Source organism: Pseudomonas sp. NBRC 111138 (genome assembly GCF_001320835.1).
Classification (GTDB): Bacteria; Pseudomonadota; Gammaproteobacteria; order Pseudomonadales; family Pseudomonadaceae; genus Aquipseudomonas; species Aquipseudomonas paracarnis.
In genome coordinates this window covers 19,906-46,814 of sequence record NZ_BCBO01000040.1, presented here as the reverse complement: position 1 = coordinate 46,814, position 26,909 = coordinate 19,906, and the positions used below count along the sequence as shown (strand labels likewise).

Here is a 26,909-nt window from a genome sequence, read left to right as displayed (position 1 = left end):
GGCTTGCCCCGATTGCCATGCTGGCTGACGAACGCCTGCACCGCCTTCAGGTCATTGGCCAACACGGTGCAGCGCTCTTCGCGCTCGAACAGGTCGGTCAAATGTTCCGGCAGATCCAGCGCCTTGCCAATGCCGGCTTTCTCGACCGCTTCCGGGAACTTGACCGGGTGTGCGGTACCGAGGATCACCATTGGAATATCCAGGCTGCGGCGGCATTCGCGGGCGGCTTTCACGCCGATAGCCGTGTGCGGGTCGAGCACTTCGCCGGTCTCGGCATAGACCTGCGCGATGGTTTCGCAGGTCTGCGCATCGTCCACGGCCAGGGAATCGAACAGCTTGCGGGTTTCGGTCCAGCGCTCTTGCTCGACGCTGAAACCGCCACCTTGCTTGAAGCTGTTCATCAACTCGGCCAGGGCTGCGCCGTTACGACCGTGCATGTCGAACAGCAGGCGCTCGAAGTTCGACGACACCATGATGTCCATGGACGGCGACAGCGTGGCGTGCAGGGTTTCCTTCACATACTGGTTGCCGCTCATGAAGCGATGCAGGATGTCGTTGCGGTTGGTGGCGACGATCAACTGGTTGATCGGCAGGCCCATGTTGCGCGCCAGGTAACCGGCAAAAATGTCGCCGAAGTTGCCGGTCGGCACCGAGAACGACACCGAACGCGCCGGGCCGCCCAACTGCAGCGAAGCGTGGAAGTAGTAGACGATCTGGGCCATGATCCGCGCCCAGTTGATCGAGTTCACCGCCACCAGGCGTGTGCCCTTGAGGAAGCTCTGGTCAGCGAAGCTGTTCTTGACCATTTCCTGGCAGTCATCGAAGTTGCCTTCGATGGCGATGTTGTGGATGTTCTCACCGAAGATGGTGGTCATCTGCCGACGTTGCACTTCCGACACGCGCTTGTGCGGGTGCAGGATGAAGATGTCGACGTTTTCGCAGTGCTTGCACCCTTCGATGGCCGCCGAGCCGGTATCGCCGGAGGTAGCACCGATGATCACCACGCGCTCGCCACGTTTTTCCAGCACGTAGTCGAGCAGGCGACCGAGCAGTTGCAGGGCGAAGTCCTTGAACGCCAGGGTCGGGCCGTGGAACAGCTCCAGTACCCACTCATTGCCGTTCAGTTGGCGCAGGGGCGCGATGGCGTTGTGGGAAAACACGCCATAGGTTTCTTCCAGAATCTTCTTGAAGTCCGCATCCGGAATGCTGCCGGTCACGAACGGGCGCATCACTCGGAAAGCCAGCTCGTGATACGGCAGGCCGGCCCAGGAGGCGATTTCTTCCTGGGTGAAGCGTGGCAGGTTTTCCGGCACATACAGGCCGCCGTCGGTGGCAAGGCCTGCCAGCAGAACGTCTTCGAAATTCAGGGCCGGTGCCTGGCCGCGGGTGCTGATGTAACGCATGACTGGCTCCTCTAAAACATTCTCGAACAGGGGCCGCCGAATGGACGGGGCCCCTGGAACAAATCGGTTAGTTCAAGTGCTCGACGCGAATGCGCACCACCGGGCCGACCACGCCTTGCAGGGCTTCGAGGGCATGGATGGCATCGTTGATGTGCTGTTCGAGCACGCGGTGGGTCAGCAGGATCATCGGCACCTGGCCGTTTTGCTCCTCGACTTCCTTCTGCATGATCGACTCGATGTTGATACCGCGCTCCGACAGGATGCTGGCTACCTGGGCCAACACGCCTGGATGGTCCTGGGCCTGGATGCGCAGGTAGTAGGCACTTTCGCAGGCTTCGATCGGCAGGATCGGGTGGGCCGACAGCGAGTCCGGCTGAAAGGCCAGGTGCGGCACGCGATTTTCCGGGTCGCTGGTCATGGCGCGAACCACGTCCACCAAGTCGGCGATCACCGACGACGCGGTCGGCTCCATGCCGGCACCGGCGCCGTAGAACAAGGTAGAACCGGCGGCGTCGCCGTTGACCATCACCGCGTTCATCACACCATTGACGTTGGCGATCAGGCGGTCGGCCGGGATCAGCGTCGGGTGAACCCGCAACTCGATGCCCGCCGGGGTGCTGCGCGCCACGCCCAGGTGCTTGATACGGTAGCCCAGGGCTTCGGCGTAGTTGACGTCGGCGGTGGTCAGCTTGGTGATGCCTTCGGTGTAGGCCTTGTCGAACTGCAGCGGGATACCAAAGGCGATGGAGGCCAGGATGGTCAGCTTGTGGGCGGCGTCGATGCCTTCCACGTCGAAGGTCGGGTCGGCTTCGGCGTAACCCAGGGCCTGGGCTTCGGCCAGCACGTCTTCGAAGGTACGGCCCTTCTCGCGCATTTCGGTGAGGATGAAGTTACCGGTGCCGTTGATGATGCCGGCTACCCAGTTGATGCGGTTGGCGGACAGGCCTTCACGGATCGCCTTGATCACCGGGATACCACCGGCCACCGCGGCTTCGAACGCTACGATCACGCCCTTCTCGCGGGCCTTGGCGAAGATCTCGTTGCCGTGCACGGCGATCAGCGCCTTGTTGGCGGTGACCACGTGCTTGCCGTTCTCGATGGCCTTGAGCACCAGCTCGCGGGCCACGGTGTAGCCGCCTACCAGCTCGATAACGATATCGATCTCAGGGTTGGTGGCTACGGCGAACACATCGTTGGTAATCGCAATACCGGTCGTTTCGAACTGAGGCTTTGGCGAACGCGTGGCAATCTGCGCCACTTCAATCCCGCGACCTGCGCGGCGGGAAATTTCTTCAGCGTTACGCTGAAGTACGTTGAAGGTACCGCCACCGACGGTCCCTAACCCACAGATGCCTACTTTGACCGGTTTCACTGAAGAACTCCCCATGAAACGGCCGACGCTAGGTCGGCCGTGAAAACAGCCGCACAACTGCGGCTCTCAATTAATGACTCGCCGACGGTTCGGCGGGCCATGATCGTCAAAGGCTCAACGATAAATGCTTACTTGGCACCCAGTGCCAGTTTGGCAACTTGCGGCGCCGGCTGGTAGCCCGGAATCACCTGGCCGTCGGCCAAAACGATGGCCGGTGTACCGTTCACACCAATGGATTGGCCCAGGGCGAACTGCTTGGAAACCGGGTTGGCGCATTTGGCCGATTTGATTTCCTTGCCGTCGACCATCTTGTCCATGGCCGCTTTCTTGTCGGCCGAGCACCACACCGCCTGCAACTGCTCGTCACCCGGCGAACCCAGGCCCTGGCGCGGGAAGGCGACGTAGCGCACTTCCACGCCCAGCTTGTTCAGTGCCGGGATTTCAGCGTGCAGCTTGTGGCAGTACGGGCAGGTGGTGTCGGTGAACACGGTGATATGGGTCTTGGTTTCGCCAATGGCGGGGTAAACCACGGTTTCAGCCACCGGGATGCCGTTGATCAGCTTCGACACGCCCAGGCGCTCGGCCTTCTCGGTCAGGTTGACCGGCTTGCCATCCTTGAGCTGGAACAGGTAGCCCTGGACGATGTACTGGCCATCGGCATTGGCGTACAGCACGCGGCTGCCCTTGAGCTTGACTTCATACAGGCCGGCCATGGGGCTGGCGCTGATGCTTTCGATCGGGGTGTCGAGCGCCAGGTTGGCCAGGCTCTTGCGAATGGTTTGCTCGGCCGCATCATCGGCGACCGCAAAGGTGGAAACCAACGCAATGGCTGCGGCGGCAATAATCTGGGTCAAGCGCATGGGAACTCCTGAAGGCAGAGGCAGGGACGGGAGCAGAATACTGATCTGGAACACAACGGGTGCCGTCCCCTTTGCGAACCGGCAAAGCCTACCACAGTTGGGCGGGAGGGCAGACCGCGACAGCTAAAATGGGCCATTTCTGACGGTTTTATCCGCGCGGGTGGTGCTTGGCGTGCATGTCCTGCAAACGTGCGCGTGCCACATGGGTGTAGATCTGGGTTGTGGATAAGTCGCTGTGCCCAAGCAGCATTTGCACTACGCGCAAATCCGCACCGTGGTTGAGCAAGTGGGTGGCGAACGCATGGCGCAAGGTGTGGGGCGACAGCGCCTTGCCGATCCCGGCCACTTTGGCCTGGTGCTTGATGCGGTGCCAGAAGGTCTGGCGGGTCATCTGCTCGCCGCGCTGGCTGGGAAACAGCACGTCGCTGGGGCGCCCACCCAGCAGTTCGTGGCGCGCATCGCGCATGTAGCGCTCGACCCACACAATCGCCTCCTCGCCCATCGGCACCAGCCGCTCCTTGCTGCCCTTGCCCATCACGCGCAACACGCCCTGGCGCAGGTTGACCTGCTCCAGGGTCAGGCTGATCAGTTCGGTGACGCGCAGGCCGCAGGCATACAGCACCTCCAGCATGGCACGGTCGCGCTGGCCGATGGCCTCGCTCAGGTCCGGGGCCGCGAGCAGGGCATCGACGTCGGCTTCCGACAAGGATTTGGGCAACGGCCTGCCGAGTTGCGGCATGTCGATTTGCAGGGTCGGGTCGACGGCAATGAGTTTTTCCCGCAGCAGGTAGCGATAAAAGCCACGCACGCCGGAGAGGAATCGCGCAGTGGAGCGCGGTTTGTAGTTCTGCTCCAGGCGCCAGGCCAGGTGATCGAGGATCAACTCGCGCCCGGCATTGATCAGTTCGAGGTTTTTCTCCTGCAGCCAGCCGTTGAACAGCGCCAGGTCGCTGCGGTAGGCCTGGCGTGTGTTGTCCGACAGGCCTTTTTCCAACCAGAGGGCGTCGAGGAAGCGGTCGATCAGGGGATGGTCAATGGCAGGCATGGGCACTCAAGCGACTTAGCACAAGGCAATACGCGTATTATTTAAGGAACTGTGACAAGAGCCATTAGTCTTTCATAGCCCGCTATTTCAAGGAACAGGAAGCTTTAATGAACGAACAACAGATTTTGTTGGCTTTTGGCGGCATTGGCGTGGCCGCACTCGGCTGCCAGTGGCTGGCCTGGCGCCTGAAACTGCCGGCGATTCTGTTTCTTCTGCTGAGCGGGATTCTGGCAGGGCCGATACTCGGATGGCTCGACCCGCAAGAAATGTTCGGCCCTCTGTTGATGCCGTTGGTGTCGTTGGCAGTGGCGCTGATCCTGTTTGAGGGCAGCCTGACCCTGCACCTGTCGGAATGGAAGGAAATCGGCAGCGTCGTCCACCGGCTGGTCACCGTCGGCGCACTCTCGACCTGGGCGGTGATCACCCTGGCCACCCACTGGCTGCTGGGTTTCGACTGGATGCTGGCACTGCTGTTCGGCACCCTGACACTGGTCACCGGCCCAACCGTGATCGTGCCCATGTTGCGTGTGGTGCGTCCCAAAGCCTCCATCGCCAACATCCTGCGCTGGGAAGGCATCGTTATCGACCCGATTGGCGCACTGCTGGCGGTAGTGGTGTATAGCTTCATCATCGCCAGTGCATCGGGCGACGGTTTGAGCCACAGCCTGCTGACCTTCGGCGGCGTTATCCTTTGCGGCAGCCTGTTCGGCATCGCCGGTGGCTGGGTACTGGGGCAGATCATGCGCCGCCAGTGGTTGCCGGAATACCTGCATAACCTGGCGACACTGGCAGGCGTGCTGGGCATCTTCATTGCCTCCAACCAGGTGATGCATGAGTCCGGCCTGCTGGCGGTCACGCTGATGGGCATGTGGATGGCGAACATGAAAGGCGTGGATGTACGACACATCCTGCACTTCAAGGAAAACCTCAGTGTGTTGCTGATTTCCGGGCTGTTTATCCTGCTGGCGGCACGCCTGGACCTGAACGCCATGATCGCCCTGGGCCCGTTCGTGTTGATCCTGCTGTTGATCATCCAATTCATTGCACGCCCGTTGAACGTGGCGCTTTCGACCTTTGGCTCGGGGTTGAACTGGCGCGAGCGCGCGCTGCTGGCCTGGATCGCCCCACGGGGCATTGTGGCGGCGGCGGTGTCAGCGATCTTTGCGATCCGCCTGGATGAGGCTGGCCACGAAGGCGCGTTGTTGCTGGTGCCGCTGACCTTCGCGGTGATCATCGGCACCGTGGTGCTGCAAAGCGCCACGGCACGCCCCTTGGCCCGCCTGCTCAAAGTCGCTGAGCCGGCGCCTAGCGGCTTCCTGATCGTGGGTGCGAACAGCCCGGCGCGAGCACTCGGCAAGGCGTTGCAGCAATTGGGCAGCCGCGTGTTGCTGACGGATTCCAGCTGGGAAAACATCCGCGCCAGTCGTATGGAAGGCTTGCCTACGTACTTCGGCAACCCGGCCTCCCAGCATGCCGAATCCCATCTGGACCTGGTCGGCCTGGGGCATCTGCTCGCCCTCTCGCCTTCTGGCGAACTGAATGCCTTGGCCACCATGCGTTTTCGCCATGACTTCGGCCATCGCCTGTTCGCCCTGGCCAGCAGCCAGGAAAACCGTCGCACCGACAAGCACAAGGCCAGCCATGAACACCGTGGCCATTTGCTGGGCAGCCAACCTTTGAGCTACACCAAACTGGCCAGCCTGTTGGGCCAGGGCGCCGAACTGTATAGCACCAACCTCACCGACGGCTTTGGCTGGGAGCAGTACCAGGCGTTGCACGGCGAGCGGGCTACCTTGCTGTTTGCCCGGGACACCAGCGGCTGGGTGCATGTGGTCTCGCCCGAGAGCAATTTGAAGCCTGTAGCGGGCTGGACCTTGCTGGCGGTCATTCAACCGCAGGCCAGCACCACCGAGTAATCAGTCAACAAAGCCAGGCAGTACCGGGACAGGGCGTTTATCTGCGTCAATCGCGACGAAGCTGAACACGCCCTGGATCGCCTTTTCACGGCCATCAGCGCTCATGCTCTCGACGAACACTTCAACCTCGACCTTGAGGCTGGTGTTGCCGACCTTGATCACCCGACCGATCAGCTCAACGATAGAGCCGGCCGGGATCGCGTGGTTGAAGTCGATACGGTCGGTGGAGACCGTCACCAAAGGCAAGCGACAGAAACGCGTGGCGGTGATGAACGACACTTCGTCCATCCATGCCAGGGCGGTGCCGCCGAACAGGGTGTTGTGGTGGTTGGTGGTGGGCGGGAACACGGCCTTGGTCACGTGAGTGACGGACAGGTCGGTACGGCGTTGGATTTCTTCGAGGCGGGTGGTCATGGGTCAATACCGGCGTATAGGCAAATTTCAGGCACAAAAAAGCAGCCCGTAGGCTGCTTTTTTCTGCATCGGGAAGCTGGACTTAAGCCAGTTTTTCCTTGATGCGAGCTGCTTTACCGGACAGGTCACGCAGGTAGTACAGCTTGGCTTTACGTACGTCACCGCGACGCTTGACGGCCATGCTGTCGATTTGCGGGCTGTAGGTCTGGAAAGTACGCTCTACGCCAACACCGTTGGAGATTTTACGAACAGTGAAAGCACTGTTCACACCACGGTTACGTTTGGCGATTACCACGCCTTCGAACGCTTGCAGACGCGAACGGTCGCCTTCCTTCACTTTCACCTGAACGACAATGGTGTCGCCCGGGGCAAAGGTAGGGATCTCTTTGGTCATCTGCTCTGCTTCGAGTGCAAGGATGATTTTGTTAGTCATGCTGTGCTCCTAAGGTAAGTCAATGGACCTACCATCGATACGTTGTTAACTATCGTCCCGCGCGAGGATGTATTCCTCGAGCAGCTTCTTCTCTTCTCCAGAAAGCGAGCGGCTTTCCAGAAGATCGGCGCGTCGTTCATAGGTCCGACCAAGGGACTGCTGTAAACGCCAACGCCGGATGTGTGCGTGATTGCCACTTAGCAATACGTCGGGAACACGCTGATCCACATACACCTCCGGACGGGTGTAGTGCGGGCAATCCAGCAAACCATCCGTGAAGGAATCTTCCTCCGCGGAGTCCGCATGCCCTAAAGCTCCGGGCAGCAGTCGTGTAACCGCATCTATCAGGACCATCGCCGGCAGCTCGCCGCCAGACAGGACATAGTCCCCAATCGACCACTCTTCATCGACATGAGCTTCAATAAAACGCTCGTCAATGCCTTCATAGCGACCGGCAATCAGGATCAAACTTTCCTCATTCGCCAGTTCGCGTACCGCCGCCTGTTTCAGCTGACGGCCTTGAGGGGACAGGTAAATTACCTTCGCCTTCTCCCCGGCGGCTGCCTTGGCCTGAACCAACGCGTCTTCCAGGGGCTTGATCTTCATCACCATGCCCGGGCCACCGCCAAATGGGCGATCGTCCACAGTGTGATGTCGATCCGTCGTGTAGTCTCGCGGGTTCCAACAGGTGAGCTGCAACAGCCCCTGTTTCACCGCCCGACTGGTGATGCCGTACTCGCTGATGGCGGAAAACATCTCGGGAAACAAACTGATCACTTCAATGCGCAAATTAGCCACGCTTAGAAGTCCGCGTCCCATTCCACCTTCATCTCGCCCGCGGCCAGGTCGACGGCCAACACGCATTGCTCGGTATAGGGCAACAGGCGTTCACGGTCATCCAGGCTGCCAGCGCAAGGCTTGACCACCATTACATCATTGGCGCCGGTTTCCAGAAGATGATCGATTTTCCCCAGCAATTGCCCGAGTTGATCAATAACCTTCAGACCTTCCAGCTGGTACCAGTAGTACTCGCCGTCGGTCAATTCAGGGAACAGGTTGCGCGGCACGCAGATCTCATAACCGGCCAGAAGACGAGCTTCTTCACGATCATCAAGACCCTTGAGCTTTGCGACCAGGAACTTGTCGCTCCCGCGTCCACTGACCAGCTCAACCTGCTTCACACTCCCTTCGCGCTTGAGCGTCCAGGTTTTGTACTGCAACAGGTTTTCAGTCGGATCAGTAAAGGAATACACCTTCACTTCGCCGCGAACGCCATGAACAGAGTAAATCTTGCCGATAACGATCAAATCATCAGCAACAGCTGGCGTCGCGTTCATATTGCTCAGGCTGCGGCCTTAGCCGAGTCCTTCAACAGTTTTGCAACGCGCTCGGATGGCTGTGCGCCAACGCTCAGCCAGTAGGCTACGCGCTCTTGGTTCACGGACAGACGAACTTCTTGACCACGAGCAACAGGGTTGAAGAAACCAACCTGTTCCTTGTGCGAACCGTCACGCGGGTTGCGGCTGTCGGTTACGGTCAAGTGGTAAAACGGGCGCTTTTTGGAGCCGCCAAGGGCAAGACGGATTGTTAGCATGTGAACATCGTTCCTGTAGTCGGTGCTGCAAATCTAAATGCACAGCGGGCATAGGTGCCCGAAAGGCCGCATATTCTAAGGAATATCCGGACTTTTGCAAATGTCTTTTTCTGGCGCCTATCAGCGTGCCATTCAGATCTGCTATAGAGCCGTCGGTTAAAACGGCGAGTCAGCGCCCGCCAACGGCGGGTTTGCTGGAGATCCCACATCCTTGTGGGGCGGAGCGCAAGCAAGGCTTGCGCTCGAATACTTTACATTTTAGGCATGCCGCCGCCGGGCAACATACCGCCCATGCCGCGCATCATCTTGGCCATACCGCCCTTGGCGGAGAATTTCTTCATCATCTTCTGCATCTGCTTGTGCTGCTTGATCAAGCGACCGATGTCCTGCACCTGGGTGCCGGAACCCATGGCGATCCGGCGCTTGCGCGAACCGCTGATCAGCTCAGGGTCGCGGCGCTCGGCCGGGGTCATGGAATTGATGATGGCTTCCATCTGCTTGAACTGTTTCTCTGCCGCGCCCTGGGCGTTGCCCATTTGCGCCAGGTTCACACCGCCGATGTTGGGCAGCTTGTCCATCAGGCCGCCGAGGCCGCCCATGTTCTTCATCTGTTGCAGCTGGTCGCGGAAGTCTTCGAGATCGAAGCCCTTGCCCTTCTTCAGCTTCTTGGCCAGTTTGTCGGCCTTGTCCTTGTCGAGCGTGGCTTCGGCCTGCTCGATCAGGCTGAGCACGTCACCCATGCCGAGGATGCGCGAGGCGATACGCTCAGGGTGGAACGGCTCGAGCGCTTCGCTCTTCTCGCCCATGCCGATGAACTTGATCGGCTTGCCAGTAATGGCACGTACCGACAGCGCGGCACCGCCACGGGCGTCGCCGTCGACCTTGGTGAGGATCACGCCGGTCAGCGGCAGTGCGTCACCAAAAGCCTTGGCGGTGTTGGCCGCATCCTGGCCGGTCATGGCGTCGACCACGAACAGGGTCTCGACCGGGTTGATCGCGGCATGCAGCGCCTTGATCTCGCCCATCATCTCTTCGTCGATGTGCAGGCGACCGGCGGTATCGACGATAACCACGTCGATGAACTTGAGCTTGGCTTCTTTAATAGCCGCGTTGGCGATGTCGACCGGCTTCTGGCTCAGGTCGGACGGGAAGAAGGTCACGCCCACTTCGCCCGCGAGCATTTCCAACTGCTTGATGGCCGCCGGACGGTACACGTCGGCCGATACCACCATCACGGATTTCTTCTTGCGCTCTTTGAGGAAGCGCGCCAGTTTGCCGGCGGTGGTGGTTTTACCCGCACCTTGCAGACCCGCCATCAGCACGACGGCTGGCGGCACGGCACTGAGGTTCAGGTCTTCGTTGGCCGCGCCCATCAGGCTTTCGAGTTCGGCCTGGACGATCTTCACAAAGGCCTGGCCCGGGGTCAGGCTGCGGGACACTTCGGTGCCGACCGCACGCTCCTTGACCGAGTTGACGAAGTCCTTCACCACCGGCAAAGCCACGTCGGCTTCCAGCAACGCCATGCGCACTTCACGCAGGGTGTCTTTAATATTGTCCTCGGTCAGCTTGGCCTTGCCGGTAACGTGGCGCAGCGTCTGCGAGAGACGGTCAGTCAAGTTTTCAAACATGCGCGATCCTTTCAGGCCCTATTCATCGAAATGCAGGTAGACCGAGGTAATGGCGGCCCAGGCTGGGGGAAATCGCTATTAAAAACAGCGTTCGCCGAGCCTGCGGCGTGGGCAGGTCGCGGATTATAGCGAAGACTGCGCCCATGCACACCCGCTGTCTGGCCCGGGAGTCTTTCGTGCAACGCAGGTGTGTGCCAAACTCAACGCCTTTCGGGCTTGCCTACCAGGATTTATGCTCCCCTTGTCACCCAGTTTGCTACCCAGCCTCGCCGCCGCCATTTTGTATGCCGCTGCGACCCTCTATCAGGGCACTCGTCTGGCCCAAGGCACCAAAGCGGACAAACGTCTGCTCGTCGGCCTTGGCGTGCTGGCCCTGCTGGCCCATGCCGCCAGCCTGTTCACCCACCTGATGACCCCGGTCGGCCTGGGCCTGGACTTTTTCAGCGCCGCCAGCCTGATCGCCGCGGCCGTCATCGCGCTGACGCTGCTGGCCTGCTACCGGATTCCGGTGGAGAACCTGCTGGTGCTGCTATTCCCCCTGGGAATGCTGACGGTGCTGCTGGCGCAGTTCACCCCTACTGGCACCGTACAGGTGATCGACGAGGAGCCGGGCATCCTTGCCCACATCCTGTTGTCGATCCTCGCCTACGGCATGTTCACCATCGCGGTGTTCCAGGCCCTGCTCCTGCTGCTGCAGGATCACCAGCTCAAGCACAAGCACCCGTCCGGGTTGATCAAGAACTTCCCGCCGCTGCAAACCATGGAAAGCCTGCTGTTCGGGTTCCTGTGGGCCGGCTGGACCCTGCTGTCGCTGTCGCTGATCTCCGGCTGGCTGTTCGTCGAAAACCTGTTTGCCCAGCACCTGGTCCATAAAACCTTGCTGGCGTGCCTGGCCTGGGTCGTGTTCAGCGTGCTGCTGTGGGGGCGCAACCGCCTCGGCTGGCGTGGGCACAAGGCCATCCGCTGGACCCTGGCCGGTTTCTGCCTGTTGATGCTGGCCTATTTCGGCAGCAAGCTGGTTCGCGAATACATCCTGCATATCTGACGGGCAGTGATCATGGACAACTTGCCCTTAGGGCCGATGCTCGCCGTAATTGCCCTGCTGATTCTATGGGCAGCACTGTTTACCGCCATTGAAGCCGCGCAACAACACCTGCTGGCCCTACGCCCTGGCACACGCCAGGGCGACAAGGCGGCCGCACGCCTGAGCTTCCCGCGCCATAGCCTGATCCTGTGCAACAGCCTGTGCCGCGCCGCCGTGGTGATTCTCTGCACCCTGTTGGCGATCTATGCTTGGGCAGAGAACGGGCCCTGGCTAGGCTGGCTGATTTCCTGCGCAGGGCTGCTGGTGCTGGCCGACTACCTGCCCCGTACCCTGGCTACCCGTCACCCCCAAGCAGTGCTGGGCTTTGGCAATACATTGCTGGGCGTGCCGCTGAAAATCCTTTACCCGCTGGCCTGGCTGCTCAATGGCATCAGCCAGCTGTTATTGCGCCCGTTTGCACGCAAATCCGGCGTGGTGAAAAACAGCGACGAGCCCCTGCCCGACCATGATGACGACCCAGAGCCCGACACCGACGCCGACCGCACTCCCGGCCTGCCAGGTATCCATGCCCTGGACAACATCACGGTCAACGACATCCTGGTGCCGCGCAGCGAAGTGGACGGCATCAACCTTGATGAGTCGATAGAAGACATCATCGAACAGTTGCGCACCTCACCGCGCACCCGCCTGCCCGTGTTCCACAGCGACATCAACCAGGTGCAGGCCGTGCTCAATACCCGGCAGGTCCAACACCTGCTGCCCGACGCCAGCCTGACCAAAGAGGCCCTGCTCGCCGCCTGCCACGAGCCTTACTTCGTGCCGGAAAGCACGCCGTTGCAGCTGCAACTGCTGAATTTCCACAAACAGCAGCGGCGCCTGGGCATGGTGGTGGACGAGTACGGTGAAGTGCTGGGCATCGTCACCCTGGAAGATATCCTGGAAGAAATCGTCGGCGAATTCGAAAGCGATCAGGCTGTGGATAACCCGCACATCGAAGCCCAGCCCGATGGCCGCTACATCATCGATGGCGCCGCTTCGATCCGCGAACTGAACAAGAGCCTGGGCTGGCACCTGCCCAGCGACGGCCCCAAAACCCTCAACGGCCTGGTGACCGAAGCGCTGGAAACCATCCCCGATTGCGCGGTCTGCCTGAAAGTCGGCCGCTATCGCCTGGAAATCCTCGAGACCGAAGACAACCGGGTGAGCAAAGTATTGATCTGGCATACCAGCCACGTGCCAGTCGCTGCCTGACCTCAGCAGGCTCAACCCGGTCAATGTGGGAGCTGACTTGTGTGGGAGCCGGGCTTGCCCGCGATGCAGGCGCTTAGGGGTGTCAATCACACCGCAGTGATGCTATCGCAGGCAAGCCAGCTCCCACATTGATCCAGTTCCAGGCCATAGATCCTCACCAGCCCCTTGTTGGATCCTTAGCCCCCTTCCTATAATCCCTGCGGCTTACCCAAGCCCCGCCAGACCGCGTGCTATCCGCACCCAGCGTGTCCTGGCACCGCCTTACCATGTCCGACCGGTGTTTGCTCCCATCCCGAGCCGCCCCGCGCACAACCCTGATCCATGGGTGTTCGACCAATAATAATCCGCGTCCAAACGCGCAATAACCGTCAGGGATAACGTCATGAGCACCACCTACCAAGAGGCTGCGAGCGCCGCACCTGCCAACTCGACCGCCCGCGTCGCCACCGCGAGCATCGTCGGCACCGCCATTGAGTTCTACGATTTCTACATCTACGCCACGGCTGCCGCCCTGGTGATCGGCCCGGTGTTCTTCCCACAGACCTCCGGCACCGCGCAGATGCTGGCATCGTTCCTGACCTTCGGTATCGCTTTTATCGCCCGCCCTCTGGGGTCGGCGTTGTTCGGTCACTTCGGTGACCGTATCGGCCGTAAATCAACCCTGGTGGCTTCACTGCTACTGATGGGTGTATGTACTACCTTGATCGGCTTGCTGCCGGGCTACGACAGCATCGGTGCCTGGGCACCGATCCTCTTGTGCGTATTGCGCTTCGGCCAGGGCCTGGGCCTTGGCGGAGAATGGGGCGGCGCGGCCTTGCTGGCGACCGAGAATGCTCCCAAGGGCAAGCGCGCCTGGTTCGGCATGTTCCCGCAACTGGGCCCGTCGATAGGCTTCCTGGCGGCCAACGGTTTGTTCCTGATTTTGGCCATGAGCCTGAATGACGAGCAATTTCGCAGCTGGGGCTGGCGCATTCCGTTCATCCTCAGCGCCGCACTGGTGATGGTGGGCCTGTACGCACGCCTCAAGTTGCATGAGACGCCGGTGTTCGCCAATGCAGTGGCCAAGGAAAAACCAGTGAAAGTGCCGCTGGTAGAACTGTTCAGCCAGCATTGGCTGCCGGTACTGCTGGGCGCCGCGTCGATGGTGGTGTGCTACGCGCTGTTCTATATCACCACGGCGTTTTCGTTGAGCTACGGCGTTTCCACCTTGGGCTACAGCCGTGAAACCTTCCTCGGCCTGCTGTGTTTCGCGGTGCTGTTCATGGGGCTGGCGACACCGCTGGCCGCCCTGGCCAGTGATCGCTACGGGCGCAAGCCGGTGCTGATTGTAGGCGCGGTCCTGGCGATTCTGTCGGGCTTTACCATGGAGCCGCTGCTGACCCATGGCTCGACCTGGGCCGTGGCGCTGTTTCTGGCGTTGGAGCTGTTTTTGATGGGCGTGACCTTCGCACCGATGGGCGCGCTGCTGCCAGAACTGTTCCCGACCCGCGTGCGTTATACCGGTGCATCGGCAGCGTATAACCTGGGTGGGATCGTGGGGGCCTCGGCGGCGCCGTTCTTCGCGACCAAGCTGGTGGCGATGGGTGGTTTGAGTTATGTCGGGGGATATGTATCGGCAGCAGCGTTGCTGAGTTTGATTGCGGTGCTGTGCCTGAAAGAGACGCGGGATAACGACTTGAACAAGGTCGCCTGACCCCATGCTCGTTCCCACGCTCTGCGTGGGAATGCAGTTAGGGACGCTCTGCGTCCCCAAGCGCGACGCAGCGCGTCACAAGAGGCATTCCCACGCAAAGCGTGGGAACGAGCGTGGCGGCTTAGAGCTCTACAACAACTGCTTGGGAAGCACGTGTCGCCTTGGCACGAGCCGCTTCAATCGACTCGTCCCGCGCCAGCGCCACGCCCATACGGCGCTGGCCATTCACTTCAGGCTTGCCAAACAGACGCAACGCCGTATCCGGCTCGCTCAACGCAGCGCCGAGGTTGGCAAACGCCGTCTGGGTCGACTGCCCTTCCACCAGGATCACCGCCGACGCCGAAGGCCCGAATTGACGGATCAACGGGATCGGCAGGCCGAGGATGGCGCGTGCGTGCAAGGCAAACTGCGACAGGTCTTGGGAAATCAGGGTCACCAGGCCGGTGTCATGGGGGCGCGGCGACACTTCGCTGAACCACACCTGATCGCCCTTGATGAACAATTCCACGCCAAACAAGCCACGGCCGCCCAAGGCTTCGGTCACGGCTTTGGCAACGCGCTCGGACTCTGCCAGGGCAATCGGGCTCATGGCCTGCGGCTGCCAGGACTCCTGATAGTCGCCCTTCTCCTGGCGATGGCCCACCGGCGCGCAGAAAGTGGTACCGCCGATGTGGCGCACGGTCAGCAGGGTGATTTCGTAGTCGAAGTCGATAAAGCCTTCGATGATCACCCGGCCCTTACCGGCACGCCCGCCCTCTTGGGCGTAGTCCCAGGCTTTCTGCACGTCGTCGGCGCTGCGCAACAGGCTCTGGCCCTTGCCCGACGAACTCATCACCGGCTTGACCACGCACGGAAAGCCCAGGTCCTGGACGGCCTTGCTGTAATCTTCGAAGGTATCGGCGAAGTGGTACGGCGAGGTCGGCAGGTCCAGCTCTTCGGCGGCCAGGCGACGGATGCCTTCACGGTTCATGGTCAGCGACGTGGCGCGGGCGGTGGGGATCACGGTGAAACCTTCGGCCTCCAGCTCAACCAGGGTCGCGGTGGCGATGGCTTCGATTTCCGGCACGATGAAATGCGGCTTCTCCGCCTCGATCACCGCACGCAATGCGGCGCCGTCGAGCATGTTGATCACATGGCTACGGTGCGCCACCTGCATGGCCGGCGCGTTGGCGTAGCGATCCACGGCAATCACTTCAACGCCCAGGCGCTGCAGTTCGATTACCACTTCCTTGCCCAGCTCACCGCAGCCACACAGCAAAACGCGGGTCGCGGTTGGCGACAATGGAGTTCCGATTCGGGTCATCTCAGGTCCTCAGGGGAGCGGATCATGGGGGAGAAAGGCCGGCATTTTACATGAACTGTAAAAATTGGCCTCAGTTGGCGACAGCCCGCCGGCGGATACGCCAGGCCATGATCAGCCAGACCACGGTGACACCGGCGAACTTGGACACCAACGCCGTGCCCGCCACCGCCGGCGTCAATGCGCCGATCAGGCCGAAAAAGATAAAGGTATCGAGGGGAATGCTCAGCGCCGAACTTATCCACAGGCGGTCATGCAGCGGGCGTTTGGTGATACTGAACACCAGCCAGTCGATGCACTCGGACACGGCGAACGCCGTAGCGCTGGCCAGGGCGATGGAGGGGTCGGAGGTGATATAGGAGAGCACCAGCGCCGCGAGCATGGCGATGATTGCGCCATGGCCGAAGCGGGTTTGCACCATGTCGCGCAGGATAAATACCAGGCCACCCCAGGCGGACCAGATGACGTCCAGGTGTGGGGCGGTGGAGAAGGCGAAGTTGATTAGCACGACGCTACTGATATAGGCGATCAGGAAAAACATGGAGGATGGACCTGTGGGCAATGCCGCACAGGGTACACAATTACAAGGATGTCGTCTGGCAGGGCCTCATCGCAGGCAAGCCAGCTCCCACATTTGAAGGTATTCACACATCAAGGGTGGGAGCTGGCTTGCCTGCGATGGCGGCCTGTCAGGCGCCAGATTTCCCAGGGGTCATCCACACCATCCCACTCGCCACCGCCCGCTCATTGCACAACCCCAGCACCAGCCGGCGCTCGGCGTTGTCCATGCGGCTCCAGCGCGTAATCTCATCCACATTGCGCTGACAGCCGGTGCAGATATCGTCGTCGTCCAGCGCGCAAATACTCACGCACGGCGAGGCAACAGGCCGTTCAACCGTACTCATTCTTCCTGCTCAACCAGATCCCGCGCGTAACGCTGCGAGTTATGCACATAGTGCGCGGCGCTCGCCTCAAGCATGCGTTTCTGCGCCTCGGTCAGCTCACGCACCACTTTGCCTGGCGAGCCCATGACCAGCGAGCCATCGGGAATTTCCTTGCCCTCACCGATCAGCGAGTTGGCGCCGATGATGCAGTGCTTGCCGATCTTGGCGCCATTGAGGATCACTGCGTTGATACCGATCAGGCTGTAGTCGTCAACGGTACAGCCGTGCAGCATCGCGTTATGGCCAATGGTCACGCCGGTGCCGAGGGTCAGCGGGTAGCCCATGTCGGTGTGCATCACGCTGCCGTCCTGGACGTTGCTGTTCTTGCCGATCAGGATCAGCTCGTTATCGCCACGCAACACCGCGTTGAACCAGACGTTGGCGCCCTCCTCCAGCTTGACCTTGCCCACCAGCGTGGCATTCGGTGCAACCCAACTGTCGGGATGGGTCTCGACGCGGGCGTCGCCCAGGCGGTATTTCATGGTTTTTCCTCACGGCATGCCATTTGAACGATGGCTTATAGATTGATGAAGCTCTTGGGCGGCTGGTGCAGGCTGATTTTGGCATCGTCATAGAGCAGGTTGATCAGCTCGACGATCATGATCGCTGTCAGCCCCCAGATTTTGTATTCGCCGAACCTGTAGCTTGGCACGTACCAACTACGGCCCTGGTAATCAATGCGGTGGGTATGTTCGCGTGGGTCCTGTCGGAAAAAATCCAAAGGCACGCTGAAAACGGCGGCAATCTCGGCGTCGTTGGCCAGGTATTCGACGTAATCGGGGATCACACCTACATAGGGCGTTACGCGGATGCCGTGCAGGGAAATCAGCGGGCTCAACGGGCCTATGACCTCAACCAGCCCCGGCGGCAGGCCGATTTCTTCTTCGGCTTCGCGCAAGGCGGTAAAGATCAGGTCCGGGTCTTCAGGGTCGCGGCGCCCGCCGGGAAAGGCCACTTCGCCACCGTGGGTCGACAGGCCGCTGGCGCGCAGGGTCAGGATCAGCTCGGGTTCGTCACTGCGGGTAATCGGCACCAGCACCGCAGCCTCGGGGAAACGCCCGTCGGTTTCCAGGGTATGGGGGGTGTGGTTGCTTACCCGGCGAAGTAGCTCGTCCAGCATGAGTCATCTCGGTCTGTTGGCTACCTTGCATCATGCACCAAAGCTTGCGAGCGCCCAACCCCAAAACCGCAGCGCTGTCGCGAAACGACAACTTGCAGGAACGCCCGGCACCGAGCCAAGATGTGCCCATTGTCCAGGAACCCCAGCATGAATTTCTGCAGCCAGTGCGGCAAACCGGTGACCCAACGCATTCCCGAAGGCGACGCACGCCTGCGCTATGTATGCGACCACTGCTCGACCATTCATTACCAGAACCCCAATATTGTCGCCGGTACCCTGCCGGTATGGGGCGACCAAGTGCTGTTGTGCCGCCGCGCCATCGAGCCACGCCTGGGTTACTGGACCCTGCCCGCAGGCTTTATGGAAAACGGCGAAACCGTCGAGCAGGCGGCCATGCGTGAAACCCTGGAAGAAGCCTGCGCCCGGGTGCGCAACCTGAGCCTCTATACCCTGATCAATGTACCGCACATCAGCCAGGTGCATATCTTCTACCGCGCCGAACTGATCGACCTGGACTTTGCCGCTGGCCAGGAAAGCCTGGAAGTGAGGTTGTTCGACGAAGCCGATATCCCTTGGTCCGAGCTGGCTTTCCGCACGGTCGGGCGTACCTTAGAATGCTTCTTCGCTGACCGTCGCCAACAGGCATACCCGGTACGTAGCGAATCTGTGCCACCGCTGTCCAAGCCCGCCCAATAACAAGCCGGCCAATGTCGCCAAAGGGATACCGTTTCAATGCGTTGGTTGCTTGCTCTGATCTGCCTGTCGTTCGCCACGCTGTCCCCAGCCTCCACGGTGCAAACCCTTGGCGGTAAAACGGTCGAGAAAGTCCTGGTGCTCAAGTCCGCCCACCAGCTGCAGCTGATCAACGACGGCAAGCCGTTCAAGACCTATCGCATCTCCCTGGGCAAGAACCCCAAGGGCCACAAGCTGATCGAAGGTGACCGCCGCACGCCCGAAGGCCTCTACTGGATCGACTGGCGCAAGACCAGCGACCGCTTCAACCTGGCCATGCACATTTCCTACCCGAACATCAGCGACGCCGCCCGCGCCCGCCGCGAAGGCGTAAAGCCGGGCAGCATGATCATGATCCACGGCACCCCTGACACCGAAGACTACCCGGAACAGTGGTTCCACACCCTGGACTGGACCGACGGCTGCATCGGCATGCGCAATGTGGATATGCGCGAAGTGTGGAACCTGGTCAAAGACGGCACCCTCATCGAGATTCGGCCGTAATCGCGTGCCGTTCGTAAAATAATTCGAAAATAATTCCTGCCCCAGGCAGCGCCTGCCGGTGAATACCAGTTCACCGCGCGGGACCCTGCACTTGTGCGCGCCACAAAGACCTCTCTAATACCACTTGATACCAAGCCCCATTAAAGTGCCATGAAACCGGGATTTTCACCGTTTTGGCAGCATTGACATGGTATTTAAGTGGTATTAGTTTTCGGCCATTACCGGGCGACAACATTCCAATAACGCATCGGAAACCTGACAGATGAATCCCATCCTGGCCCTGCGCCCCGACGACAAGCAATCCACGCCGCTGTACCTGCAACTGGCCCGCAGCCTTGAAGCAGCGATCCATGCCGGCCAGTGGAAATCCGAACAGGCCCTGCCTTCGGAACGCGCCCTCAGCGAGCAATTGAGCATCTCGCGGGTCACCGCCCGTAAAGCGCTGGAAGTGTTGCTGGCTCAAGGGCTGATCCGTCGCAGCCAAGGCTCCGGCACTTTCATCACGCCGCGCCTGGAACAACCCTTGTCGCGCCTGTCGGGGTTCAGCGAGATGCTGCGGCTCAAGGGGTTTGTGCCGACGTCTCAGTGGCTGGAGCGCGACATCACCCCGCCGACCCATGAAGAACTGATCCGCCTGGGCCTGTCGCCCACCGACAAAGTGGCGCGCCTCAAGCGCCTGCGCAAAGCCGACGACACGGTGATGGCGATTGAAATGACCGCCATGCCGGCCTCGGTGCTGCCCCATCCCCAGGCCATCGGCAATTCGTTGTACGAATACTTGGAAAGCATCGGCAAGCCCATCGTGCGCGCCTTGCAGCATATCCAGGCGATCAATGCCTCGGATGAGTTCGCCGCGCTGGTCGGCATCGCCCCCGGCACCGCCATGCTGCTGATGACCCGCGTGGGCTACACCGCCGACAACACGCCGATTGAGATCACCGACACCTACTGCCGCAACGACTACTACGACTTTGTCGCAGAGCTGCGCCGCCATGACTACTCCGCCTGAATGCGAACTTAGAGAACTGCCCATGACTGAAGACAATATCCTCACGCCCAGCGGCTGGATGCGTGGTCGCCTGGTGCACGAGCACGGCAAGGTGGTCGCCATTGACGGCACGCCGTGCGACCCGGCCGACAACGACCTGCCCTACCTGCTGCCGGGCTTTATCGACCTGCATGTGCATGGCGGTGGCGGCGCGGACATCATGGAAGGTGCGGGCGCCTTCGAGACTATCACCCGTACCCACGTACGTTTCGGCACCACCTCGCTGCTGGCCACCACCATGACGGCGCCGGTGGAAGAAATTTCCCGCGTGCTTGGTGAACTGGGCAGCTTCTGCGAACAGCGCCCCGTGGGCAGTGCGCGGGTGCTGGGCGTGCATTTGGAAGGGCCCTACATTAACCCCGGCAAACTCGGCGCCCAACCCAACTTCGCCCACACCGCGTTGATGCAGGAAGTGGAAGCCTACCTGCGCCTGGCGCCAATCCGGGTGATCACCATCGCCCCGGAAATTGCCGGCCATGACGGCCTGATTCGCGCCCTCAGCCAACGCGGCGTGCGCATGCAGATCGGCCACACCCTGGGCAGCTATGAAGAAGGCGTTGCCGCCCTGGCCGCTGGCGCCACCAGTTTCACCCATTTGTACAACGCCATGAGCCCGCTGCATCACCGCGAACCCGGCATCGTCGGCGCCGCGCTGGCCCACGCCCAGTACGCCGAGCTGATCCCGGACTTGCTGCACGTGCACCCCGGCGCCATGCGCGTGGCCCTGCGCTCGATCCCGTGCCTGTATTGCGTCACCGACTCCACCGCCGCCGCCGGCATGCCCGACGGAGAGTACAAGCTGGGCAGCCACACCGTGACCAAATGCCTGGGCGGCGTGCGCCTGGCCGACGGCACCCTGGCCGGCAGCACGCTGACCATGGATCAGGCGCTGCGCAACCTGGTGAAAATCGGCCTGCCAATCAGTGAAGCCTCACAACGCCTGTCGCAATTTCCTGCGGACTACCTGGGCCTGGAAGAACGCGGCCGCCTGCAACCGGGCAGCTTTGCCGACTGCGTGCGTCTGGACCGCTCCCTGACACTCACCGACGTAATGGTCGAAGGAGAAACCATTGACTTCAAAAATGCTTGAAGAGGCCCTGGCCTCCTGCGACGCCGTCGCGGCCCAACTGCAGCGCCTGGACCCGATGCTGGAAGAAGTCGCCGGCCGCCTGCGCCGCCAGCCGCCGCAAGTGGCGATGACCATCGCCCGCGGCAGCTCCGACCACGCCGCCAGTTACTTCGCCTACCTGGCCATGCAACACGTGGGCATTCCGGTGGCGTCGCTGCCGATGTCGGTGGTGACCCTGTTGCAGGCGCCGATGAAAGTCAGCGGCCAGGTAGCGTTTGGTTTCTCCCAATCGGGGCAGAGCCCGGACCTGGTCAACAGTCTGCGCTTGTTGCGCAAGCGTGGTGCCTTGAGCATCTCCCTGGTCAATGCCGAAGACTCACCGCTGGAAGCCGCCTGCGAGTTCCACGTGCCGCTGTGCGCCGGGCCGGAACTCAGCGTGGCCGCCACCAAGAGCTTTATCGCCACCCTCAGCGCCAGTGCACAGTTGATCGGCCACTGGAATCAAGAAGCCGACTTGCTGCAAGCCTGTCAGGCCTTGCCCGAGGGCCTGCGTGACGCCGCCAGACAGGATTGGCGCCTGGCCGTCGACGCCCTCAAAGGCAGCCAGCGCTTGATGGTGATCGGCCGTGGCGCCGGGTTTGCCATCGCCCAGGAAGCCGCGCTCAAGCTCAAGGAAACCTCGGCGATCCAGGCCGAAGCCTTCAGCAGCGCCGAAGTGCGCCACGGGCCGATGGCCTTGATCGACGAGAACTACCCCCTACTGGTGTTCGCCCCCCGCGGCGCCGAGCAGGCCGGCCTGCTGAGCCTGGCCGCCGATATGCGCCAACGCGGTGCTCGCGTGTTGCTGGCTGCGCCGGACGATATCGCCGAACGCGACCTGACGCTGAGCCGCGCCGAACACCCGAGCCTGGACCCGATCCTGGCTATCCAGAGCTTCTACGTGATGGCCGCAGGCCTTGCTGAGGCACGGGGCATGGACCCGGACCAGCCGCGCCACCTGAGCAAAGTCACCCGCACGCACTAAAGCGGCGTTTTCCTGATGAGTACCGTGCCCATGCCCAACAACAATAATCCATTGACCCTTAGCGCCCCCTTGAGTGGGCCGGTGCTGGCCCTGAACCGCGTCCCCGACGAAGTGTTCGCCAGCGGCGCCATGGGCGACGGTCTCGCTATCGACCCGTTGAACGATTGCCTGCACGCGCCCTGTGACGGCGTGATCATCCACGTCGCGCGCACCGGGCACGCCCTGACCATCCGCGCTGATAACGGTGCCGAAGTACTGATGCATGTGGGCATCGACACCGTGGAGCTCAATGGCGAAGGCTTTGCCTTGCTGGTGAAGGACGGCGCACGGGTGAGCGAGGGTCAGCCGTTAGTGCAGTTTGATCTGGACCGCATCGCACGCCAGTGCAAGAGCCTGGTGAGCCTGATCATCCTGACCAACAGTGACCGCTTTGAGCTGACGCCCGTGACGCTGAAGACGGTCAAGATCGGTGAGCCGTTGTTGCAGATTGCTGCGCGCACCACCGCCACCGCCCAAGCAGCTGTGGATAACTCCAGCTTCGAGGCCAGCGCCAGCGTACGCATTACCCATCGAGGCGGTTTGCATGCACGCCCTGCCGCCCTGATCCGCAAGACCGCCCAGGGTTTCAGCAGCCAGTCGCACCTGCACTTCGCTGATAAATCGGCGTCGTGCGACAGCCTGATTGGCTTGATGGGACTGGGCATCGGCGAAGGCGACGAAGTGCGGGTGAGTTGCCGTGGCCAAGACGCAGAGGCGGCGTTGCAAGGGCTGGTCGCGGCGCTATCCGTGGCGGTCAGCGAAGCCCATCACGCCCCGGTAGCCACTGCTGCGCCACGTCGCGCCAGTGTGGAAGCCGATGTGCTGCAAGGCGTGTGTGCAGCACCCGGCCTGGTGTGCGGGCCACTGTTCCGCCTGTCCGGCATCGAGCTGCCCGAAGACACCGGTAACCATAGCGCCGACGAACAACAGCAGCGCCTCGACACGGCACTGGAGCAGGTGCGTGACGAAATCCGCAGCACCCTCGAGCATGCCCGCCAACGCAAGAATGTCGAGGAAGAAGACATCTTCGCCGCTCACCTTGCACTGCTCGAAGACCCGGCGCTGCTGGAAGCGGCCACCGACGCCATCGCCCACGGCAGCGCTGCCACCCACGCCTGGCGTGATGCGATCCAGGCCCAGTGCGCCGTGCTGTTGGCGTTGGGCAAGCCGTTGTTTGCCGAGCGCGCCAACGATCTTCGCGACCTGCAACAACGCGTATTGCGGGCCTTGCTGGGTGAGGCCTGGCACTTTGAGTTACCCGCCGGATCGATTGTCAGCGCCCATGAACTGACCCCGTCAGACTTGCTGCAACTGAGTGAACAGCAGGCCGCCGGTATCTGCATGGCCGAAGGCGGCGCCACCTCCCACGTCGCGATACTTGCTCGGGGGAAAGGCTTACCCTGCGTGGTCGCCCTCGGTGCCGAGGTATTGGATGTGCCTCAGGGCCAGCGCGTGGTGCTGGACGCCATCAATGGCCGCCTGGAACTGGCCCCTACCGATGCGCGCCATGCTGAAGTGCACCAGATACGCGACGCGCAAAAACTGCGTCGCCAGCAGCAACAGGCCCAGGCGCAACAACCGGCACGCACCCGCGACGGTGTGAACATTGAAATCGCCGCCAATGTTGCCTCCAGCAGCGAGGCCCAAGTGGCGTTTGAAAACGGTGCCGATGGCGTCGGCCTTCTACGCACCGAATTCCTCTTCGTCGACCGCCGTACCGCGCCGGATGAGCAGGAACAGCGTCAGGCTTATCAGGCCGTATTGGATGCCATGGGCGACAAGTCGGTGATCATCCGCACCATCGACGTGGGCGGCGACAAGCAGCTCGACTATTTGCCGCTGCCGATCGAGGCCAACCCGGTGTTGGGCCTGCGCGGCATTCGCATGGCCCAAGTGCGTCCGGAATTGCTCGACCAGCAACTGCGTGCCCTGCTGCAAGTCTCGCCGCTGGCGCGTTGTCGCATCCTGTTGCCGATGGTCAGCGAGGTGGATGAACTGCTGCAGATTCGCCAGCGCCTGGATGAACTGTGCGCCGAGTTGGGTTTGAGCCAGCGCCCCGAACTGGGGGTGATGATCGAAGTGCCCGCCGCTGCGCTGATGGCTGAACAGCTGGCCGAACATGCGGACTTTTTGTCCATCGGCACCAATGACCTGTCCCAGTACACCCTGGCCATGGACCGCGACCACGCAGGCTTGGCCGCGCGCGTCGATGCGCTGCACCCGGCCTTGCTGCGACTGATCGCGCACACCTGCGCCGGTGCGGCGAAGCACGGGCGTTGGGTCGGCGTGTGCGGTGCCCTGGCGTCGGACCCGCTGGCCACGCCGGTACTGGTCGGCCTGGGCGTCACCGAGCTGTCGGTAAGCCCGCCGCAGATCGGAGAGATCAAAGACCGCGTTCGCCATCTGGACGCGGCGCAATGCCGGCAGCTGAGCCAGGAACTGCTCAACCTGAGCAGCGCCAAGGCCGTTCGCCAAGCCTGTCAACACCACTGGCCGCTGAGCTGAAAACAACAAGAATAGGGAGACACGCCATGTACCAACACTTTATCGAAGGCCTGCAACGCCTGGGCCGCGCCTTGATGCTGCCGATCGCGATCCTGCCGATCGCCGGCCTGCTGCTGCGCCTGGGCGACACCGACTTGCTCAACATCGCGGTGATGCACGACGCTGGCCAGGCGATCTTCGCCAACCTGGCGCTGATCTTCGCCATCGGCATTGCCGTGGGTTTTGCCCGTGACAACAACGGCACTGCGGGCCTGGCCGGGGCGATTGGTTACCTGGTGATGATCTCCACGCTCAAGGTGATGGACACCACCATCAACATGGGCATGCTCGCCGGTATCGCCAGCGGCTTGATGGCCGGTGGGCTGTACAACCGCTTCAAGGACATCAAGTTGCCGGAGTACCTGGCGTTCTTCGGTGGGCGGCGGTTTGTGCCGATTGTCACCGGGTTCAGCGCGGTGGGCCTGGGCGTGATTTTCGGCCTGATCTGGCCCCCGATCCAGCACGGCATCAACAGCTTCGGCGTGCTGTTGATGGAAAGCGGCAGCCTCGGTGCGTTCGTGTTTGGCGTGTTCAACCGCCTGCTGATCGTCACTGGCTTGCACCACATCCTCAACAATATGGCGTGGTTCGTGTTCGGCAGCTTCACCGACCCGGTAACCGGCGCGGTGGTCACGGGCGACCTGACCCGCTACTTTGCTGGCGACCCCAAAGGCGGCCAGTTCATGACCGGCATGTTCCCGGTGATGCTGTTCGGCTTGCCGGCTGCCTGCCTGGCGATGTACCGCAATGCGTTGCCTGAGCGGCGCAAAGTGATGGGCGGGATTTTCCTGTCGATGGCGCTGACCTCGTTCCTCACCGGGGTGACCGAGCCGATTGAATTTGCCTTCATGTTCCTGGCGCCCTTCCTGTACCTGATTCACGCGCTGCTCACCGGCCTGTCGATGGCGGTCACCGACCTGCTGAATATCCACCTGGGCTTTACCTTCTCCGGTGGGTTTATCGACATGGTGCTGGGCTGGGGCAAGTCCACCAATGGCTGGTTGGTGGTACCGGTAGGCCTGGCCTACTCGGTGATCTACTACACGGTGTTCAGCTACTGCATCCGCCGCTTCAACCTGAAGACGCCGGGCCGTGAAGACATCCAGGTGGTGCAGGCTGAAGCGATGAGCGATAACCAGCGTGCGACGGCTTATATCCAGGCGTTGGGAGGCGCCGAGAACTTGCTGAGTGTGGGTGCTTGTACCACGCGGCTGCGCTTGGACATGGTGGATCGCAACAAGGCGGTGGATGCAGAGTTGAAAGCGCTGGGTGCCATGGCTGTGGTGCGGCCGGGGAATGGTGGGAGTTTGCAGGTGGTGGTCGGGCCGATGGCCGATAGCATTGCTGATGAAATCCGCTTGGCGATGCCGGGGTTTGTTGCCGCAAAGCCTGCAGCGGTTGCGCCTGTGGATAAGCCGGTGACGGTGAATGTACACGAGGCCGAAAAGTGGCTGAATGCCCTGGGTGGCCGAGAGAATGTGCGCCAACTGGAAGCGGTAGCGATGACCCGGTTGCGGGTGGAGTTGGGGGATGATTCGGTGCTGTCTGAAGCGGACCTCACTGCGCTGGGTTGCAAGGGTGTGAGCCAGCTGGATAGCGGGGTTTGGCACTTGTTGATTGGTGACAAGGCTTTAGGTTTGGGTGAGGCTTTGGAGCGGTTGGTTACCCGCCCTATCAACGCCTGACCGATCGTTCCCACGCTCTGCGTGGGAATGCCGCCCCGGACGCTCTGCGTCCCGCCCTGCGCAAGGGTGACGCTGAGCGTCACAGGATGCGTTCCCACGCGGAGCGTGGGAACGATCAGTTATGGGTGACAAGGCGTCCGGGTTGGGTGAAGCGTTGGAGCGGTTGGTGACTCGCCCGATCAACGCCTGATTTCCCCTGTGGCGAGGGAGCTTGCTCCCGCTGGGCTGCGCAGCGGCCCCAAAAAT

At 61.6% G+C, this 26,909-nt stretch carries 26 protein-coding genes; 11 read left to right on the top strand and 15 right to left on the bottom strand.

From position 1 onward, the window contains the following. From thrC to xerD, 4 genes are all read right to left on the bottom strand, one after another. Positions 1–1,403, bottom strand: a 1,403-nt coding sequence (gene thrC / locus APH41_RS08015) for a threonine synthase (protein ID WP_054918318.1), incomplete at its 3' end; no start/stop codon positions are given. A gap of 67 nt (positions 1,404–1,470) precedes the next feature. After that, positions 1,471–2,775, bottom strand: a complete 1,305-nt coding sequence (locus APH41_RS08010; protein ID WP_003193959.1) for a homoserine dehydrogenase — start codon at positions 2,773–2,775, stop codon at positions 1,471–1,473. A gap of 128 nt (positions 2,776–2,903) precedes the next feature. After that, positions 2,904–3,635 carry a thioredoxin fold domain-containing protein gene (locus tag APH41_RS08005; protein WP_054918317.1) on the bottom strand — a complete coding sequence of 244 codons (732 nt, stop codon included), beginning with the start codon at positions 3,633–3,635 and terminating at the stop codon, positions 2,904–2,906. 148 nt (positions 3,636–3,783) lie between these two features. Beyond that, positions 3,784–4,680 (bottom strand): site-specific tyrosine recombinase XerD, encoded by an 897-nt coding sequence (xerD, locus tag APH41_RS08000; protein ID WP_020301360.1) that lies wholly within the window; start codon positions 4,678–4,680, stop codon positions 3,784–3,786. A 107-nt stretch (positions 4,681–4,787) separates the two neighbouring features. Between xerD and APH41_RS07995 the strand changes: the two genes are divergently transcribed. Next, positions 4,788–6,596, top strand: coding sequence for a sodium:proton antiporter (locus tag APH41_RS07995; RefSeq protein WP_054918316.1), 1,809 nt, complete (start codon positions 4,788–4,790; stop codon positions 6,594–6,596). On the opposite strand, the gene APH41_RS07990 is transcribed toward APH41_RS07995, so the two are convergent. The 6 genes from APH41_RS07990 to ffh all read right to left on the bottom strand — a co-directional run bounded on the left by APH41_RS07990 (position 6,597) and on the right by ffh (position 10,665). After that, positions 6,597–7,010, bottom strand: a complete 414-nt coding sequence (locus tag APH41_RS07990; protein WP_003193963.1) for an acyl-CoA thioesterase — start codon at positions 7,008–7,010, stop codon at positions 6,597–6,599. A gap of 82 nt (positions 7,011–7,092) precedes the next feature. Next, positions 7,093–7,443 carry a 50S ribosomal protein L19 gene (gene rplS / locus APH41_RS07985; protein WP_003175895.1) on the bottom strand — a complete coding sequence of 117 codons (351 nt, stop codon included), beginning with the start codon at positions 7,441–7,443 and terminating at the stop codon, positions 7,093–7,095. 45 nt (positions 7,444–7,488) lie between these two features. After that, positions 7,489–8,262, bottom strand: a complete 774-nt coding sequence (gene trmD / locus APH41_RS07980; RefSeq protein ID WP_153475158.1) for a tRNA (guanosine(37)-N1)-methyltransferase TrmD — start codon at positions 8,260–8,262, stop codon at positions 7,489–7,491. Beyond that, positions 8,244–8,780 (bottom strand): ribosome maturation factor RimM, encoded by a 537-nt coding sequence (rimM, locus tag APH41_RS07975; RefSeq protein ID WP_003175898.1) that lies wholly within the window; start codon positions 8,778–8,780, stop codon positions 8,244–8,246. The genes trmD and rimM overlap by 19 nt, the downstream gene beginning before the upstream one ends. A 5-nt stretch (positions 8,781–8,785) precedes the next feature. Further along, on the bottom strand, positions 8,786–9,037 hold the full coding sequence (gene rpsP / locus APH41_RS07970; RefSeq protein ID WP_003175899.1) for a 30S ribosomal protein S16: 252 nt from the start codon (positions 9,035–9,037) through the stop codon (positions 8,786–8,788). Between the two features lie 251 nt (positions 9,038–9,288). Beyond that, positions 9,289–10,665, bottom strand: coding sequence for a signal recognition particle protein (gene ffh, locus APH41_RS07965; RefSeq protein WP_003193965.1), 1,377 nt, complete (start codon positions 10,663–10,665; stop codon positions 9,289–9,291). 232 nt (positions 10,666–10,897) lie between these two features. On the opposite strand from ffh, the gene APH41_RS07960 reads away from it, so the two are divergent. The 3 genes from APH41_RS07960 to APH41_RS07950 all read left to right on the top strand — a co-directional run bounded on the left by APH41_RS07960 (position 10,898) and on the right by APH41_RS07950 (position 14,654). Further along, on the top strand, positions 10,898–11,710 hold the full coding sequence (locus APH41_RS07960) for an inner membrane protein YpjD (protein ID WP_034115853.1): 813 nt from the start codon (positions 10,898–10,900) through the stop codon (positions 11,708–11,710). A 12-nt stretch (positions 11,711–11,722) separates the two neighbouring features. Continuing rightward, positions 11,723–12,961 (top strand): transporter associated domain-containing protein, encoded by a 1,239-nt coding sequence (locus APH41_RS07955; RefSeq protein WP_054898904.1) that lies wholly within the window; start codon positions 11,723–11,725, stop codon positions 12,959–12,961. A 382-nt stretch (positions 12,962–13,343) separates the two neighbouring features. After that, the gene (locus tag APH41_RS07950; protein ID WP_003193968.1) at positions 13,344–14,654 is read left to right on the top strand and encodes an MFS transporter; all 1,311 of its coding nucleotides are present in this window, start codon (positions 13,344–13,346) and stop codon (positions 14,652–14,654) included. 121 nt (positions 14,655–14,775) lie between these two features. Here APH41_RS07950 and purT read toward each other — a convergent pair whose 3' ends face one another. The 5 genes from purT to APH41_RS07925 form a co-directional block, all read right to left on the bottom strand. Continuing rightward, positions 14,776–15,957: a formate-dependent phosphoribosylglycinamide formyltransferase gene (gene purT / locus APH41_RS07945; protein WP_054918313.1), complete on the bottom strand. Its 1,182-nt coding sequence runs from the start codon at positions 15,955–15,957 to the stop codon at positions 14,776–14,778. Between the two features lie 70 nt (positions 15,958–16,027). Next, positions 16,028–16,495, bottom strand: coding sequence for a preQ0 transporter (locus APH41_RS07940; protein ID WP_003193971.1), 468 nt, complete (start codon positions 16,493–16,495; stop codon positions 16,028–16,030). 148 nt (positions 16,496–16,643) lie between these two features. Next, on the bottom strand, positions 16,644–16,859 hold the full coding sequence (locus APH41_RS07935) for a DUF1289 domain-containing protein (RefSeq protein WP_054918311.1): 216 nt from the start codon (positions 16,857–16,859) through the stop codon (positions 16,644–16,646). Then, complete coding sequence (locus APH41_RS07930) at positions 16,856–17,380, bottom strand: gamma carbonic anhydrase family protein (protein WP_034115859.1); 525 nt, start codon at positions 17,378–17,380, stop codon at positions 16,856–16,858. Before APH41_RS07930 ends, APH41_RS07935 begins: the two co-directional genes overlap by 4 nt. 35 nt (positions 17,381–17,415) lie before the next feature. Continuing rightward, positions 17,416–18,018, bottom strand: coding sequence for a CoA pyrophosphatase (locus APH41_RS07925; RefSeq protein WP_032895425.1), 603 nt, complete (start codon positions 18,016–18,018; stop codon positions 17,416–17,418). Between the two features lie 147 nt (positions 18,019–18,165). Between APH41_RS07925 and APH41_RS07920 the strand changes: the two genes are divergently transcribed. The 7 genes from APH41_RS07920 (at position 18,166) to nagE (ending at position 26,663) form a co-directional block, all read left to right on the top strand. After that, the gene (locus APH41_RS07920; protein ID WP_034128643.1) at positions 18,166–18,714 is read left to right on the top strand and encodes an NUDIX hydrolase; all 549 of its coding nucleotides are present in this window, start codon (positions 18,166–18,168) and stop codon (positions 18,712–18,714) included. 36 nt (positions 18,715–18,750) lie between these two features. Next, positions 18,751–19,254, top strand: coding sequence for a murein L,D-transpeptidase family protein (locus tag APH41_RS07915; protein ID WP_014719790.1), 504 nt, complete (start codon positions 18,751–18,753; stop codon positions 19,252–19,254). 262 nt (positions 19,255–19,516) lie between these two features. Beyond that, complete coding sequence (locus APH41_RS07910) at positions 19,517–20,263, top strand: GntR family transcriptional regulator (RefSeq protein WP_032895423.1); 747 nt, start codon at positions 19,517–19,519, stop codon at positions 20,261–20,263. 22 nt (positions 20,264–20,285) lie between these two features. Beyond that, a complete protein-coding gene (nagA, locus tag APH41_RS07905; protein ID WP_054918306.1) occupies positions 20,286–21,392 on the top strand; it encodes an N-acetylglucosamine-6-phosphate deacetylase in 1,107 nt (368 codons plus the stop codon). Beyond that, positions 21,373–22,395, top strand: a complete 1,023-nt coding sequence (locus APH41_RS07900; RefSeq protein WP_087149524.1) for an SIS domain-containing protein — start codon at positions 21,373–21,375, stop codon at positions 22,393–22,395. Before nagA ends, APH41_RS07900 begins: the two co-directional genes overlap by 20 nt. Before the next feature lie 30 nt (positions 22,396–22,425). Further along, positions 22,426–24,939, top strand: a complete 2,514-nt coding sequence (gene ptsP, locus APH41_RS07895) for a phosphoenolpyruvate--protein phosphotransferase (protein ID WP_054918305.1) — start codon at positions 22,426–22,428, stop codon at positions 24,937–24,939. 26 nt (positions 24,940–24,965) lie between these two features. Continuing rightward, positions 24,966–26,663, top strand: coding sequence for an N-acetylglucosamine-specific PTS transporter subunit IIBC (nagE, locus tag APH41_RS07890; protein WP_054918304.1), 1,698 nt, complete (start codon positions 24,966–24,968; stop codon positions 26,661–26,663). The last annotated feature ends 246 nt before the right edge of the window (positions 26,664–26,909 follow it).

Coding starts and splice junctions, on each gene's coding strand:
- APH41_RS08005 (WP_054918317.1), bottom strand. CDS start 3,635: ATGCGCTTGACCCAGATTATTGCCGCCGCAGCCATTGCGTTGGTTTCC.
- xerD (WP_020301360.1), bottom strand. CDS start 4,680: ATGCCTGCCATTGACCATCCCCTGATCGACCGCTTCCTCGACGCCCTC.
- APH41_RS07995 (WP_054918316.1), top strand. CDS start 4,788: ATGAACGAACAACAGATTTTGTTGGCTTTTGGCGGCATTGGCGTGGCC.
- APH41_RS07990 (WP_003193963.1), bottom strand. CDS start 7,010: ATGACCACCCGCCTCGAAGAAATCCAACGCCGTACCGACCTGTCCGTC.
- rplS (WP_003175895.1), bottom strand. CDS start 7,443: ATGACTAACAAAATCATCCTTGCACTCGAAGCAGAGCAGATGACCAAA.
- trmD (WP_153475158.1), bottom strand. CDS start 8,262: ATGGGACGCGGACTTCTAAGCGTGGCTAATTTGCGCATTGAAGTGATC.
- rimM (WP_003175898.1), bottom strand. CDS start 8,780: ATGAACGCGACGCCAGCTGTTGCTGATGATTTGATCGTTATCGGCAAG.
- rpsP (WP_003175899.1), bottom strand. CDS start 9,037: ATGCTAACAATCCGTCTTGCCCTTGGCGGCTCCAAAAAGCGCCCGTTT.
- ffh (WP_003193965.1), bottom strand. CDS start 10,665: ATGTTTGAAAACTTGACTGACCGTCTCTCGCAGACGCTGCGCCACGTT.
- APH41_RS07960 (WP_034115853.1), top strand. CDS start 10,898: ATGCTCCCCTTGTCACCCAGTTTGCTACCCAGCCTCGCCGCCGCCATT.
- APH41_RS07955 (WP_054898904.1), top strand. CDS start 11,723: ATGGACAACTTGCCCTTAGGGCCGATGCTCGCCGTAATTGCCCTGCTG.
- APH41_RS07950 (WP_003193968.1), top strand. CDS start 13,344: ATGAGCACCACCTACCAAGAGGCTGCGAGCGCCGCACCTGCCAACTCG.
- purT (WP_054918313.1), bottom strand. CDS start 15,957: ATGACCCGAATCGGAACTCCATTGTCGCCAACCGCGACCCGCGTTTTG.
- APH41_RS07940 (WP_003193971.1), bottom strand. CDS start 16,495: ATGTTTTTCCTGATCGCCTATATCAGTAGCGTCGTGCTAATCAACTTC.
- APH41_RS07935 (WP_054918311.1), bottom strand. CDS start 16,859: ATGAGTACGGTTGAACGGCCTGTTGCCTCGCCGTGCGTGAGTATTTGC.
- APH41_RS07930 (WP_034115859.1), bottom strand. CDS start 17,380: ATGAAATACCGCCTGGGCGACGCCCGCGTCGAGACCCATCCCGACAGT.
- APH41_RS07925 (WP_032895425.1), bottom strand. CDS start 18,018: ATGCTGGACGAGCTACTTCGCCGGGTAAGCAACCACACCCCCCATACC.
- APH41_RS07920 (WP_034128643.1), top strand. CDS start 18,166: ATGAATTTCTGCAGCCAGTGCGGCAAACCGGTGACCCAACGCATTCCC.
- APH41_RS07915 (WP_014719790.1), top strand. CDS start 18,751: ATGCGTTGGTTGCTTGCTCTGATCTGCCTGTCGTTCGCCACGCTGTCC.
- APH41_RS07910 (WP_032895423.1), top strand. CDS start 19,517: ATGAATCCCATCCTGGCCCTGCGCCCCGACGACAAGCAATCCACGCCG.
- nagA (WP_054918306.1), top strand. CDS start 20,286: ATGACTGAAGACAATATCCTCACGCCCAGCGGCTGGATGCGTGGTCGC.
- ptsP (WP_054918305.1), top strand. CDS start 22,426: ATGCCCAACAACAATAATCCATTGACCCTTAGCGCCCCCTTGAGTGGG.
- nagE (WP_054918304.1), top strand. CDS start 24,966: ATGTACCAACACTTTATCGAAGGCCTGCAACGCCTGGGCCGCGCCTTG.